Annotated in this window: 15 protein-coding genes and 1 tRNA gene; 11 read left to right on the top strand and 5 right to left on the bottom strand. The window is 42.4% G+C overall.

The genetic code is table 11. The features are described from left to right. The first annotated feature begins 150 nt into the window (after nucleotides 1–150). Nucleotides 151–1,638, top strand: coding sequence for a leucyl aminopeptidase (locus NSQ26_RS13755; protein WP_499718576.1), 1,488 nt, complete (start codon nucleotides 151–153; stop codon nucleotides 1,636–1,638). A gap of 22 nt (nucleotides 1,639–1,660) precedes the next feature. After that, entirely contained in the window at nucleotides 1,661–1,930 is a 270-nt protein-coding gene (locus tag NSQ26_RS13760; protein WP_090774831.1) for a hypothetical protein, read from the top strand. 5 nt (nucleotides 1,931–1,935) lie between these two features. Here NSQ26_RS13760 and NSQ26_RS13765 read toward each other — a convergent pair whose 3' ends face one another. The 3 genes from NSQ26_RS13765 to NSQ26_RS13775 form a co-directional block, all read right to left on the bottom strand. Next, on the bottom strand, nucleotides 1,936–3,297 hold the full coding sequence (locus NSQ26_RS13765) for an IS4 family transposase (RefSeq protein WP_499718298.1): 1,362 nt from the start codon (nucleotides 3,295–3,297) through the stop codon (nucleotides 1,936–1,938). Between the two features lie 260 nt (nucleotides 3,298–3,557). After that, a complete protein-coding gene (gene hbs / locus NSQ26_RS13770; RefSeq protein ID WP_090774832.1) occupies nucleotides 3,558–3,830 on the bottom strand; it encodes a non-specific DNA-binding protein Hbs in 273 nt (90 codons plus the stop codon). Nucleotides 3,831–3,909: 79 nt separating this feature from the next. Beyond that, the gene (locus NSQ26_RS13775; RefSeq protein WP_499718577.1) at nucleotides 3,910–4,731 is read right to left on the bottom strand and encodes a YihY/virulence factor BrkB family protein; all 822 of its coding nucleotides are present in this window, start codon (nucleotides 4,729–4,731) and stop codon (nucleotides 3,910–3,912) included. A gap of 114 nt (nucleotides 4,732–4,845) precedes the next feature. On the opposite strand from NSQ26_RS13775, the gene NSQ26_RS13780 reads away from it, so the two are divergent. Next, nucleotides 4,846–5,316 (top strand): S-ribosylhomocysteine lyase, encoded by a 471-nt coding sequence (locus NSQ26_RS13780; protein ID WP_499718578.1) that lies wholly within the window; start codon nucleotides 4,846–4,848, stop codon nucleotides 5,314–5,316. A gap of 47 nt (nucleotides 5,317–5,363) precedes the next feature. On the opposite strand, the gene NSQ26_RS13785 is transcribed toward NSQ26_RS13780, so the two are convergent. Further along, nucleotides 5,364–5,915, bottom strand: coding sequence for a cysteine hydrolase family protein (locus NSQ26_RS13785; RefSeq protein ID WP_499718579.1), 552 nt, complete (start codon nucleotides 5,913–5,915; stop codon nucleotides 5,364–5,366). Between the two features lie 150 nt (nucleotides 5,916–6,065). Here NSQ26_RS13785 and NSQ26_RS13790 point away from each other — a divergent pair, with 150 nt between their 5' ends. Beyond that, complete coding sequence (locus NSQ26_RS13790; RefSeq protein ID WP_499718580.1) at nucleotides 6,066–7,205, top strand: DEAD/DEAH box helicase; 1,140 nt, start codon at nucleotides 6,066–6,068, stop codon at nucleotides 7,203–7,205. Nucleotides 7,206–7,298: 93 nt separating this feature from the next. Beyond that, nucleotides 7,299–7,703 (top strand): S1 domain-containing post-transcriptional regulator GSP13, encoded by a 405-nt coding sequence (yugI, locus tag NSQ26_RS13795; protein WP_090774837.1) that lies wholly within the window; start codon nucleotides 7,299–7,301, stop codon nucleotides 7,701–7,703. Between the two features lie 36 nt (nucleotides 7,704–7,739). Here yugI and NSQ26_RS13800 read toward each other — a convergent pair whose 3' ends face one another. Next, entirely contained in the window at nucleotides 7,740–7,973 is a 234-nt protein-coding gene (locus NSQ26_RS13800) for a DUF378 domain-containing protein (protein WP_090774838.1), read from the bottom strand. 179 nt (nucleotides 7,974–8,152) lie between these two features. Between NSQ26_RS13800 and NSQ26_RS13805 the strand changes: the two genes are divergently transcribed. From NSQ26_RS13805 to NSQ26_RS13830, 6 genes are all read left to right on the top strand, one after another. Further along, nucleotides 8,153–9,316: an iron-containing alcohol dehydrogenase gene (locus tag NSQ26_RS13805; RefSeq protein WP_499718581.1), complete on the top strand. Its 1,164-nt coding sequence runs from the start codon at nucleotides 8,153–8,155 to the stop codon at nucleotides 9,314–9,316. Between the two features lie 28 nt (nucleotides 9,317–9,344). Then, complete coding sequence (gene ddlA, locus NSQ26_RS13810; RefSeq protein ID WP_090774840.1) at nucleotides 9,345–10,442, top strand: D-alanine--D-alanine ligase; 1,098 nt, start codon at nucleotides 9,345–9,347, stop codon at nucleotides 10,440–10,442. A 53-nt stretch (nucleotides 10,443–10,495) separates the two neighbouring features. Beyond that, nucleotides 10,496–11,848 carry a glucose-6-phosphate isomerase gene (locus tag NSQ26_RS13815; protein WP_499718582.1) on the top strand — a complete coding sequence of 451 codons (1,353 nt, stop codon included), beginning with the start codon at nucleotides 10,496–10,498 and terminating at the stop codon, nucleotides 11,846–11,848. 97 nt (nucleotides 11,849–11,945) lie between these two features. After that, nucleotides 11,946–12,362: a YugN family protein gene (locus tag NSQ26_RS13820; RefSeq protein WP_499718583.1), complete on the top strand. Its 417-nt coding sequence runs from the start codon at nucleotides 11,946–11,948 to the stop codon at nucleotides 12,360–12,362. Nucleotides 12,363–12,412: 50 nt separating this feature from the next. Continuing rightward, nucleotides 12,413–12,583: a hypothetical protein gene (locus tag NSQ26_RS13825; RefSeq protein WP_176763772.1), complete on the top strand. Its 171-nt coding sequence runs from the start codon at nucleotides 12,413–12,415 to the stop codon at nucleotides 12,581–12,583. Nucleotides 12,584–12,666: 83 nt separating this feature from the next. Further along, nucleotides 12,667–12,739, top strand: a tRNA-Ala gene (locus NSQ26_RS13830). Nucleotides 12,740–12,744 lie beyond the last annotated feature (5 nt).

A 12,744-nucleotide genomic window follows, 5' to 3' on the forward strand; every position in this document is an offset into this window, starting at 1 on the left:
ATCATTATGTAACGTTTATGTTTTCCAACAAATACTAGTATACCATATACGATGAAACAATTTTACGAAACTGGTCGCTGTTTTTCGCGCTGTTTTTGCTTGGGATATGCTATACTTTAAAGCATAAGATGCAAAGAGGAGATGAGACATTTGTTTGAAATGAAGCAACAATGGGATGCAACAACTGTTCAGGATGCCTTTTTACTTGGTGTCACGTCAAATCAACTTACGAGCTTATTTCGAAAAGTAGATGGATGTTTATCAGGTCAGTTACAAGAGCTAGCGACGCAAATGGCACAAACAAAGAAAATTGGCGACTTCATTAGTGTACCCACACTTGGAAAAACACAAACAAAATGGCTTTATCTTATTTATTTAGGGGAAAATTATAACGGCGACCAACATGATTTGCGTTTATATATTGGTAAAATAGGCCAAGCATTGCAACAAAATCAATTAGAAACGGTGGGTGTTGATGTGGACTCATTTTTGGGGTCTGCACCAGTAGATGATGTGCTTTTTTGTATTGGGGAAGCACTGTCGTTAAGCCAATATGAAAAGCACCACTATAAGGAAGCTGAAGAGGGTGCACAAACAAAAATAGTTTCTGTCGCGCTATATGGAGAATCACTTGAAAAAAACGGTGTATTTTTTGCGGAACGTGGTTATACATATGGTCAAGGAACAAATATGGCCCGGCATTTGGTGAATACACCAGCAAATAAAATGACACCAACCGATTTAGAAGATGTCGCTGTTGACTTGGCAATGAAGCATGCGTTTGAGTATGAAGTATTAGACGAGGAAGAAATGCATCGTCTCGGGATGGGGGCACTTCTCGGCGTGGCGCAAGGGAGTTCCCAACCGGCTAAACTCATCGTCCTCCGCTACGAAGGAAACCCGAAAGACGATTGTGTCACTGCCTTTGTCGGAAAAGGGTTAACGTTTGACTCGGGTGGTTACTCATTGAAGCCGTCTGCTGGCATGCACGAAATGAAAGGCGATATGGGCGGCGCTGCGGCAGTACTCGGGGCAATGGACATTATAGGTGCAGAAAAGCCAGCGGCGAATGTTCTTGCTGTAATCCCGTCTAGTGAAAACTTAATTAATGGTGAAGCCATGAAGCCAGGAGATGTATTACATTCTTTAAGTGGGAAAACCATTGAAGTACGTAATACCGATGCCGAAGGGCGGTTAATTTTAGCAGATGCCTTGACGTATGCAAAACAACTAGGTGCAACACGATTAATAGATGTCGCAACGTTAACAGGTGCTTGTATCGTTGCGCTAGGTCATGAAACGACGGGCGCCGTCACAAATGATGAAGACTTTATGTGCAAGCTCTGTCAAGCAGGCGCGGAAATGGGCGAGCCAATTTGGCAATTCCCAAGTGGTAAGGCGTATGAAAAGCTATTAAAGACAAGCGATGTGGCGGATTTAAACAACGCCCCTGGGCGTCCAGCTGGTAGCATTACTGCAGGCCTTTTCTTAGGTGCATTCGTTGAAGAAACCCCTTGGGTACATCTTGATATTGCTGGTACATCTTGGTTAGAAAAAGGCACACCGCTCGGTCCTGCCGGAGCGACCGGTGTGATGGCGCGAACACTTGCACATCATATAATTCGTGCAAACAAGTAAACGTTAGAGAGGAAAAAGACAGATGGACATTGCTTATGTAGAAATTACATGTGTGCGAGAACTTTACGCATTAAAACGGCGGTCACAAGTATTCATTAACAATTGTTTTATGGGTGTATTGAAAAGAAGGCAAAAAATGGTCATTGAAGTGCCAGCAGGTACGCATACGCTCATCGCAATGAATAAAGGAGTGACCACTGCGCCGTTACAGTTGTCTGTCCAACCAGGAGACACCCTTTCATATGAATTGAGAGGACGTCGTGATCATTCATTAACGTTTACAAAAAAGTAAATGACTCAACTTTCGCACCTCAAATCAGGCATGTAAGCCTTGATATAAGTGGGTAATCCAGCAATCCAATGTGAGAGTTGACTTTTGATCAAGCGCTGTGCGCGCTTATCAATCTTGTCAAAAGCATCATGAAGAAGCTCGAGTAACTGTTGCAACGCAACAGTCCAATCAAGCGCCTGCATCTCATCACAGAGATCATAAAATACACCACCCAGTGTCCGATGATCATTGTGGCAACGATTTTGCCAGGATAACACGATATATCTAGTAAAAACAATGGTTGTGTGGCTAATAAGTGAGTCGTACGAACGCCCTTGAAACTCCTTTTGCAAACGGAGGAGCGACTTCGTCGTCTTGAAAAACACTTCTATATCCCAGCGGATCCCGTAAGTTCGGATAATCTCCTGTTCAGAAAGGGTGCAGTCTGTACTCAAAACAGCAAGCCATTCTCGCTTTTTATTCCGATTACGCACAAAAACAACTTTAACAGTGACACCATTTGCCATCGTTGTCGTGATGGAGCGGAGAACACCTTTTTTCTCAGGAAGAGGCGTTGCACGGTGATAAAGCTCCTTCAAAGATAGCATTTTACCGTTTACTTGATAACGCTGTTTTGAATTCTTCACCATACCGATAACATCAATTCCTTGATCTACAATGGCTTTGATCAATGGCTGTTGAGTAAACCACGAGTCCATTAAGACATAGGAAGCCTGAACGCCTTTCGATAATGCTCGCGCGATCATACCAGGGAGTTGTTCAGGAGCGGATTGAAGACCCTCTTTACGTCGCTTATAACCAGCACTACGCTTATCGAGATCTTCGTTGATGCCATTGATGATAGATTTTTTGGAACTCAGTAGTGAAAAATCAATAGGTATAAAAGTGTTCCCATCGGACCAACCGAGTGTAAGCATACGAAATCCTTTATAAAAGCGATTTTTAGTGGAAGAATGATCAAAACAACGGGCAAGCAGTTCGACCCTTTTACTGCGATTGCGGTCATATGAAGAATCGTCCACAATCAAGACCTTGGGACGATCATTTGATGTCAATGCGCTGACTTTTTGAATGACAGCTGTACTGAGCGATAAAAGAAACTTTCTCCAAGCAAACTTTGGATAGTTTAAAAAGCGATATATAGCGTCTTTTCCAGGAAAATCTTCACGCTTCTTTGAAGTGAAAAGCGCAAACCAATTTTTTTGGTGGAAAATGAGCGCGAATACAAGGCGAAATAAAACATTACAGCTAAACCCAAAGTTCTTCCGAATACCTGATTGACGCAAATGCTTTGTCATTTCTAGCTCCGATAATACAACATTAATTTCATTTGGGAGTTGCTCATTTACATGCCTTTCAGTTATCATAGAGAAAGCACCTCTTCTTTTTGGTATTGGGTTTAGTCAACTCTATTATACCTAAAAGAAGTGGTGCTTTTCATGTTTCAAGTACTGATGTCAAGGAGCATATTTCATAGGCCGACAGGCCTTGTTATAACTGAAACTCGAAGCATTTTTTGCCTGCGAAAGTTGAGTAAATGATATTGTATTTGGCACTATGGCGTTGCATCAAATGATAATGTGGTTTACATGAAAAAAAGCCTGTTCTTGTGAACAGGCTTTTTTTCTTATTTTACGGCTTCTTTTAGTTGTTTTCCGGCTTTAAAAGCTGGCGTTTGTGTCGCAGCAATCTCGATTTCTTCACCGGTTTGTGGGTTCCGTCCTTTTCGCGCAGCACGCTCACGTACTTCAAAGTTGCCAAACCCAATGAGTTGAACAGTCTCGCCTTTGCTTAGCGCTTCTGTAATCAAATCACACATGGTGTTAACAGCAATTCCAGCATCTTTTTTTGATAGTTGGGCTCGTTCTGCGAGGGCATGTACCAATTCTGTTTTGTTCATTTAACATTCACTCCTTTATCGTTAAAACGTGATCATTTCTGCTACCATCGTACCCATTTATGCGCATTGTATACATCTTCTAAGCAATTTTTTTCCTCAGCTGATAAAAGGTTGCATTGAGTTTTGCACCAATAATTAAGATCATACCAGTAAAATAGAACCAAAGCATGAGAACGATGACACCAGCAATGGGTCCATATGTGTTTTCGTAATGAGCAAAGTGACTAAGGTAAAGAGAAAAAAGAAAGGAGATGAGCTGCCAGCTGGCAGTTGCAAATAAAGCACCCGCTAGTCCATCATACCAACGCAATGGTTGATTTGGTGCAATTTTGTATAGGACGCTTAAAACAACACATATGATAAGTGTAGTCACAACCCATCGTAAAGAGCTTAATAAATCGCCAACTGTTTTCGATAAATGGAGGTGGTCTTCTAAAAACAACAAAATCACATTTCCAAAAACCGGCAAGGCAAGAGCGAGCACAATTAACAAAATCATGCCAATCGTTAAAATGATGGCGATGACACGTAAATGAAGGAAGTGACGCGTTTCTTCGATTTTGTATGCGTGATTGACGGAACGAATGAAAGCGTTAATGGCATTAGAAGCAGACCAAAGTGTACCAATGATACCAATCGAAAATAGTCCTGTTTTTGGATCACCAATCGTGTTTAAAACAATTTTTCCAAACATATCTCCTAATTCACCTGGGACATAGGAAGTAATAAATTGATGTACGTCGTATGTATTGACACGAAAAAATGATACACTAGCTAACACACAAACCATGAGCGGGAAAATCGCCAAAATAAAATAAAAGGCAAGTGTGGCGGCAGCGTCAAAAATGTAACTGTCTTTTAGATTGTGAAACCATTTCCGAAAAAAAGAGTGAAAATTCACTGTGGGTGCCCCCCCTAATTTTAATTCAGATCGGGATTGTAGACTTTTTGTTTCGACAAAATGATCCGTCATCGTTTATAATAAAAGCATGAACAAAAGAGGAGTGAGTTTAATATGCCATCAGTAGAAAGTTTTGAGCTTGATCATACGATTGTAAAAGCACCGTATGTCCGTCATTGTGGGACGCATCATGTTGGAACAGATGGGGAAGTGAATAAGTTTGACATCCGTTTTTGTCAACCCAATAAAGATAGATTGGATCCGGATGTGATTCATACATTAGAGCATCTACTTGCGCTCAATATTCGTCGTTTTGCGGATGAATATGCACATTTTGACATTATTGATGTGTCACCAATGGGATGCCAAACAGGTTATTATTTAATCGTAAGTGGGAAACCAACAGTCGACGAAGTAATCGCGCTGTTAGAGAAAACATTCGTATATTCGTTAGCGGAGACGTCAATTCCTGCCGCCACCGAAAAAGAATGTGGTCAGGCGAAGTTGCACAACTTAGCTGGGACGAAAGAACAAATGAACAAATGGTTAGCACAAGATACGAAGTCACTCGCCCAAGTTTTTTAATGACCGATTATAAAAAAATCGAGCCCTGACAAAGGTGGCTCGATTTTTTATAGCCATGTGTTTGTTGGGGAAATATTCGCTTTTAATAAATGTTTGAAGTGATGCAAAGCATGATCGGTATCTTCTTCCGAAAAACAAGCAATGGTATCGCGTGGAATAATGAGCTCGTACTCAAGTGTGTATGCGTCATTTGCAGTAAATAACACGCACATATTGCCAACAATGCCTGTTAAAATGAGTGTATCCACTTTCAAGTGTTCAAGCAACAAGTGAAGCGGTGTGGCAAAGAAACCGGAGAATTTTGGTTTCATAACGGATAGGTCATCCGCACAAGGCATTAAAATTTTAGCAAGAGGTGAACCTATCGCATCGGCGTCAATGACATTGTGCACGAGCGTTGTAAATTCCGCTTGCCAGCGTTCGTAATGATCATTGACGTAAATCACGGGTCGCCCGCGTTTTTTCATGTGGTTTTTAAGTAAAGCAATTTGATATGCGGCTTTTTCAGCAAACGGATAAAGTTGCTCTGCATGGTGAAAGGAGAAGGGGTTAATCATATCAATAATAAGTAGTGCATCATTTGAGCGATTGATCGTCATGATTCATCTCTCTTTCTCTGTCGTTTCCAGGAGTAGGAATATGTTATGATTAGGATGACCAAAGCGCCTCGGCTCATACAATGAAGATAGGACGAATTGTGCATGGTTAGTGAGCAACGGCTTAGTCCGTACAAAGGAGTATAAAGACTGATGTTGAAACATTTTACAATGACTACGTTGCCATCTGGGATTTCTGAAGTTTTACAAGCGCAAGGGGTGACAGACCCAACCCCAATTCAAGCAAAAATGATTCCAGAGGCGTTAGCAAAAAAGAACATTTTGGCGCGTTCACAAACAGGAACAGGCAAAACACTTGCCTATGTGTTACCGATTTTGGCACATATACAAACTGATAAAAAAGCAGTTCAAGCGATTGTGATTGCACCGTCACAAGAATTGGCTCTCCAAATCATGGAAGTGGTACGCACGTTGACACAAAATGGTCCGATTACTTCAGCAGCATTTATCGGTGGTACAAATATCAATCGTCAAGTCGACAAATTAAAAAAACAAAAACCTCATATTGTTATTGGCACACCTGGACGTGTATTAGAGCTAATCGAAATGAAAAAATTGAAATTAACCGATGTGGCGATGGTTGCGCTTGACGAGGTTGATCGGATGGTTGATGAAGCGGTGTCGTGGCGCACGGTTGAGATGCTTGGAAAAAGGATTGGTCGTACGGCGCAATTTTTATGTGTATCGGCGACAGTGCAAGCAGATGTGGCGAAGCAGCTTTTAGCTTGGTTACCTGAAGTTCATGAGATCAAAGTGGACGGTGGTTTGCTGCCAGATACTTTGGCGCACATCGTGATCCAAACGACTGCGAGAGAACGCATTGATGTTACCCGTAAAGTGATTCATGCCGAATCAATTAAAAAAGGGCTTGTGTTTGTCAACCAAATTGATCAACTAAATGAAGTCACAGCAAAATTACGTTATCATGGTATTGCGGCAGTTGCGCTTTCTTCTGAAGGAGATAAACATGAACGTAGCAAAGCGATTCGTGCATTTGAACAAGGAGAAGCAGCCATACTTGTGGCAACAGATGTCGCAGCTCGCGGTTTAGATATTGCTCATATTACACACATTATCCAAGTGTATGCACCGAACACGGTTGAAAGTTACATTCACCGTGCTGGTCGAACGGGTCGTTTTAATGCACCAGGAAAAGTCATTACCCTTCTTGAAGCGCGTGAGGCTTATAAAGTTCAGAAGTATGAAGCAACGCTAGGCACAATTTTTAGTGAAGGGACGTTACGTCATGGGCAATTGAAGATAAGCAAGTGATATGCTTGCTGACAACCTGCGACAATCCCTTTGCGCAATTTCTTTAGATATGATAAAATTAAAAGGTTAAAACATATTTAGGAGTTGTGATGTATGTCTAATTACGCAGAAGGTACGATTGTTGAAGGAAAGGTAACGGGTATTAAACCATTCGGTGCATTTGTTGCAATTGATAACGAGAAGCAAGGATTGGTGCACATTTCTGAGGTTGCTCATGGTTATGTGAAAGACATTAACGAAGTATTGAGTGTAGGCGATGAAGTGAAAGTAAAAGTGATGTCAGTGAATGAAGAATCAGGAAAGATTTCCCTTTCTATTCGCGCGACACAAGAAGCCCCTGCACGTGCGAATAAGCCGCGTCCAACCAGTGGAGGACGTCGCATGCAAGTCACGCAAACGAAACAACAAGGGTTTAATACGTTAGAAGATAAACTCAAAGACTGGTTAAAACAGTCAAACGAAATTCAAGCTGACTTAAATAAACGTGCAAAGAAATAAGCAGAAAAGCAGCTAGAGCTTCTAGCTGCTTTTTGCTTAACGTTGTGGTTCAGTCGTATGATCCTCGTCGAAGGCTACTTGAGGTCTCATCAAGATAGAAATGGCGTATAATCCTGACAAACCGACAAGTGCATAAATGAGGCGAGAGAAGACGGCTGCTTGTCCGCCAAATAAGAAGGCAACAAGGTCAAAGCGGAAGAAGCCGATTAATCCCCAGTTGAGGGCACCAATAATGATTAGAACAAGCGCTGTTTTTTGAAACCCATTCACGTGATTCACCTCCGCTAAAAACGTGTTAGACACACAAAAAATAATGTGCTTACTAATATCTTTACGTTTTTGCGGATAGATTATGCAAGTGTTTTGATGGAAGTAGCATATTTTGCAACGTCGGGCAAAACAAGGTAACATAAATATAGTCCGGTTAAAACAAGGAGGAATATTCCTACATGGACGCTTTTACATTTTATAATCCAACAAAACTCATTTTCGGTGAAGGAAAGACAACGACGTTAGTTGAGGAAATGGTTGTATATGACAGGAATGTGTTGCTTGTATATGGTGGTGGGAGCATTAAGCATAATGGCCTTTATGACACCGTCCTCGAGCAACTGTCTCATGCAGGTTGTCATGTTACAGAACTAGCGGGAGTTGAACCGAATCCACGGTTAACAACGGTAGAAAAAGGCATTGCCCTTTGTCGTGAAAAGAATATTGGTTTTATTTTAGCTGTCGGTGGTGGCAGTGTCATTGATGCGACAAAAGCCATTTCAGTTGGCGCAAGACATGATGGTGACATTTGGGATGTGATTACAAAAGTGGAGACCCCTCGTGATGCATTACCATTTGGAACAATTTTAACCATTGCAGCGACGGGATCAGAAATGAACTCGGGATCGGTGATCACAAATTGGGAAAGAAACGAAAAAATTGGATGGGGCAGCATTTTTAGCTTTCCGAACTTCTCGATTTTAGATCCTGTGAATACACTGTCTGTACCGCGTGAGCAAACGGTATACGGAATTGTAGATATCATGAGTCACGTATTGGAAGCCTACTTCCACCCTGCTGAAAATACACCATTGCAAGATCGTTTTTGTGAGTCAATTTTGCAAACTGTATTGGAAACAGCACCCGCGTTGTTAAATGATCTAAATGACGTCTCTTTACGGGAAACAATGATGTACTGTGGAACGATGGCATTGAATGGTATGACGCAAATGGGGGCAAAAGGCGATTGGGGCACACACATATTGGAGCATGCGGTGTCAGCTGTATCAGATATTCCCCATGCAGGTGGATTGGCCATTTTGTTCCCGAATTGGTTACGTGAAAGTGTTGATGTAAATCCAACTCGTGGCGCACAATTAGCAACGCGCGTATTTGGGATTGATGCGAATGGTAAAGAAGCGCGCGATGTGGCGTTAGAAGGAATTGACCAGTTAGCTTCTTTTTGGCGTGAATTAGGTGCACCAACGCGTTTGGCTGATTATCGCATTAGTGAAGACCAACTTGAGGAGATCACCGATATTGCTTGTGGGAATGGCATTTTTGGTCATTACTACAGACTAGATAGAGCGGATGTGCTGCGGATTTTGCACGCATCTTTGTAAATGAATGTCGTGGGGAGGAGAATTGAATATGGGTGTAAAAAAGCGTGTGGGGATCATTTTTGGCGGAAAATCGGCTGAGCACCAAGTTTCATTACAATCGGCGAAAAATATTATTGATGCGCTTGATCGTGAACGCTATGAGCCCGTCTTAATTGGGATTGATCAAGACGGAAAATGGCATGTAAGTGATGAGGATCACTTTTTAATGAATGCTGATGATCCGGCGACGATTGCACTTGCACCGTCAGGGCAAGGCGTAGCGATGATCCCAGGGGCCGAGAAAACGGCGCTTGTGTCTTCATCCTATCGCGCATTGACCGATGTCGATGTTGTGTTTCCGATTGTCCATGGGACACTTGGTGAAGACGGATCGCTACAAGGGATGCTCCGTTTAGCAAATATCCCTTTTGTCGGTTCAGATGTACTTGGATCTGCCGTGAGCATGGATAAAGATGTTGCCAAGCGACTGTTGCGTGAGGCAGGTTTACAGGTCGCTTGTGGTCAGGCATATACGCGTGCAAAGCGAAGGAGCATAGATGTGGATGAGCTCGTTGAGACGTTTGGCTTACCTTTATTTGTAAAGCCAGCGAATCAAGGTTCTTCTGTTGGTGTGAGCAAAGTAATGACCAAAGCTGATTTGGACAAAGCCATTGATGATGCCTTTTTATATGATCACAAAGTGGTCGTTGAGGCAGCTGTGATCGGTCGCGAAATTGAATGTGCCGTTTTAGGGAATGATGAGCCTAGAGCAAGTATTTGTGGCGAAGTCCTTCCACGAGATGGTTTTTACTCATATGATGCCAAATATATTGACGACGATGGCGCCATGCTTGCAATTCCGGCCAACCTTGCTGAAGGTGTAGAAAAACGGATTCAGGAAGTCGCCATTCAGGCGTATGGAACACTTGGTTGTGCTGGTCTCGCTCGTGTCGACGTCTTTTTAACAGCGGAAAATGAAATTGTGGTGAATGAAATTAATACATTGCCAGGTTTCACGAAGATCAGTATGTACCCAAAATTATGGGAAGAGACCGGGATGTCTTATCAAACATTGATTACAACATTGGTCGAATTAGCGATGGAGCGCCATGCTCAAAACAATTCATTGCAGCATTCACGTGTTTAGCAGGAAAGAACGACGAGGCAGTGTATGAACGATGAAAGGATTGAATTAACGTCATGACAGTCATTCACTTTGATTACAGCAAAGCAAAACCCTTTTTAGGAATACATGAAATAGATATGTTACAAGCACAAGTAGATGTAGCTCACGAAGCGTTACATAAAAAAACAGGAGCAGGGAATGATTTCCTAGGTTGGGTTGACTTGCCGATCGCGTACGATCAAGAGGAATTTGCGCGAATTGAAAAAGCAGCAACAAGAATTCAACACGATTCCGACGTATTATTAGTCATAGGCATTGGCGGCTCTTACCTTGGCGCAAAAGCGGCGTTAGAGGCACTCAATCATTCGTTTTTCAATCAATTGCCACGTGAAGAACGGAAAGCGCCGCAAGTCTTTTTTGTTGGACAGACGATGAGTTCAACGTATGTGCATGACTTATTGGATGTGCTCAGTGATAAAGATTTCTCAATTAATGTCATTTCAAAATCTGGGACGACGACAGAACCGGCGATTGCGTTTCGTATGTTCCGATCTCTTTTAGAGAAAAAGTACGGAAAAGAAGGTGCCCGTACGCGGATTTATGCGACAACAGATAAAGCGAAAGGTGCTTTAAAAACATTGGCAACAGAGGAAGGCTACGAAACATTTGTCATTCCTGATGATGTCGGTGGACGCTTCTCTGTTTTAACGGCGGTTGGATTGCTTCCAATTGCGGTCAGTGGTTTAAATATTGGCGAAATGATGAAAGGGGCTGCCGCGGCTCGAACAGACTGTGCGGTACCGTCACTATCATCAAATCCTGCGTATCAATATGCCGCAGTGCGAAATGCATTATACAATAAAGGGAAAACAATTGAGTTAATGGTCACGTATGAGCCGCATTTAAATGATTTGGCAGAGTGGTGGAAACAGCTATTTGGTGAAAGCGAAGGCAAAGATCAAAAGGGCATTTTCCCGGCGTCAGTTCATTTCTCACGGGATTTACACTCTTTAGGACAATATGTGCAAGACGGACGACGTGATTTGTTTGAGACGATTGTGCATGTCACCTCTTCAAATAAGCGTGTCCCAATTATGGAAGCTGAAAACGATTTGGACGGCCTAAACTACCTGGCGGGCAAGACACTTGATTTTGTTAATGAGCAAGCGTTGCAAGGCACGCTGCTTGCGCATACGGATGGTGGTGTGCCAAACTTAATGATTACAATGCCTACTTTAGATGAGTACCATTTCGGTTATTTGATTTATTTCTTTGAAAAAGCTGTTGCGATGAGTGGGTACTTGCTCGGTATTAACCCGTTTGATCAGCCAGGCGTAGAGGCATATAAGAAGAACATGTTCGCGCTGCTTGGCAAACCTGGTTTTGAAGCGGAGAAAGCAGCATTGACTGCACGATTAAATGATTGAATAAGTTTTCTATCCGGTTACAAACTAAAGTGACGGTACGTTACTTTAAAGTTGCTCTCATGTATGTGAGACAGACTGAATAGAGGATGATAAGTAGATGATTACCATTGATTCTAAAATTGAAGGTCATGAGTTGCAGTTACAAGAGCTCGAACGTTTACTCTCGCCATTAGGTTACTCACTTGGAGGGAACTGGGATTATGATCATGGATGTTATGATTATAAAGTTTCTGGTGAGGACGGCTATACGTTTTTGCGCATCCCTTTTTCTGCCGTTAAAGGTGAGATTGGCGATGGCAGTGCGATTGTAAAAATAGGGAAGCCGTATTTGCTCCATCACGTGTATCAAGCAGGGAACGATGAACAAGCAGATGGCGGGGTTGTCCCAGCAACGATGGCAGGTGCCTTCAATCAATTCCAAGCACCGGTCGACCGCGATGCCGATGTTGATCCAAAGTATGCACAGGTGACGCAAAACTTGGTTGCTGAGCTTGAACAAACACTGCTAGCATAAGCAGTGTTTGTTTTTACATCACCAGAGACGTTTCAAAAGGGGGAGAAGCGATGTTGGCTTCGTTAATGGTTGCGTGCGCCGTTTTCTTTGGCTGGATTTTATTAGACTTCACAAAGACAAAACAGTTTACAAGAGAAATCGTTTTACATGCATTCATTATTGCTGTCATAAGTGGTATTGTGTGGTATGTACTAGATATTGTTCTATCATTTTTTAAATAACGTAGGAGCATTTTTATTGACGAATGATTTCAATAGCGATATACTTATTGTGTCTCTACTGGATGTGGAGTATAAAAGTATACGGGGCCTTAGCTCAGCTGGGAGAGCGCCACGCTGGCAGCGTGGAGGTCAGGGGTTCGATCCCCCTAGGCTCCATATTG

The organism is Bacillus sp. FSL W7-1360, assembly GCF_038592975.1.
Lineage (GTDB): Bacteria > Bacillota > Bacilli > Bacillales > Bacillaceae_D > Shouchella > Shouchella lonarensis.

Bases quoted from the DNA above. Each gene is read 5' to 3' on its own strand.
- NSQ26_RS13760 (WP_090774831.1), top strand. From the start codon at position 1,661: ATGGACATTGCTTATGTAGAAATTACATGTGTGCGAGAACTTTACGCA.
- NSQ26_RS13765 (WP_499718298.1), bottom strand. From the start codon at position 3,297: ATGATAACTGAAAGGCATGTAAATGAGCAACTCCCAAATGAAATTAAT.
- hbs (WP_090774832.1), bottom strand. From the start codon at position 3,830: ATGAACAAAACAGAATTGGTACATGCCCTCGCAGAACGAGCCCAACTA.
- NSQ26_RS13780 (WP_499718578.1), top strand. From the start codon at position 4,846: ATGCCATCAGTAGAAAGTTTTGAGCTTGATCATACGATTGTAAAAGCA.
- NSQ26_RS13785 (WP_499718579.1), bottom strand. From the start codon at position 5,915: ATGACGATCAATCGCTCAAATGATGCACTACTTATTATTGATATGATT.
- NSQ26_RS13790 (WP_499718580.1), top strand. From the start codon at position 6,066: ATGTTGAAACATTTTACAATGACTACGTTGCCATCTGGGATTTCTGAA.
- yugI (WP_090774837.1), top strand. From the start codon at position 7,299: ATGTCTAATTACGCAGAAGGTACGATTGTTGAAGGAAAGGTAACGGGT.
- NSQ26_RS13805 (WP_499718581.1), top strand. From the start codon at position 8,153: ATGGACGCTTTTACATTTTATAATCCAACAAAACTCATTTTCGGTGAA.
- ddlA (WP_090774840.1), top strand. From the start codon at position 9,345: ATGGGTGTAAAAAAGCGTGTGGGGATCATTTTTGGCGGAAAATCGGCT.
- NSQ26_RS13815 (WP_499718582.1), top strand. From the start codon at position 10,496: ATGACAGTCATTCACTTTGATTACAGCAAAGCAAAACCCTTTTTAGGA.
- NSQ26_RS13820 (WP_499718583.1), top strand. From the start codon at position 11,946: ATGATTACCATTGATTCTAAAATTGAAGGTCATGAGTTGCAGTTACAA.
- NSQ26_RS13825 (WP_176763772.1), top strand. From the start codon at position 12,413: ATGTTGGCTTCGTTAATGGTTGCGTGCGCCGTTTTCTTTGGCTGGATT.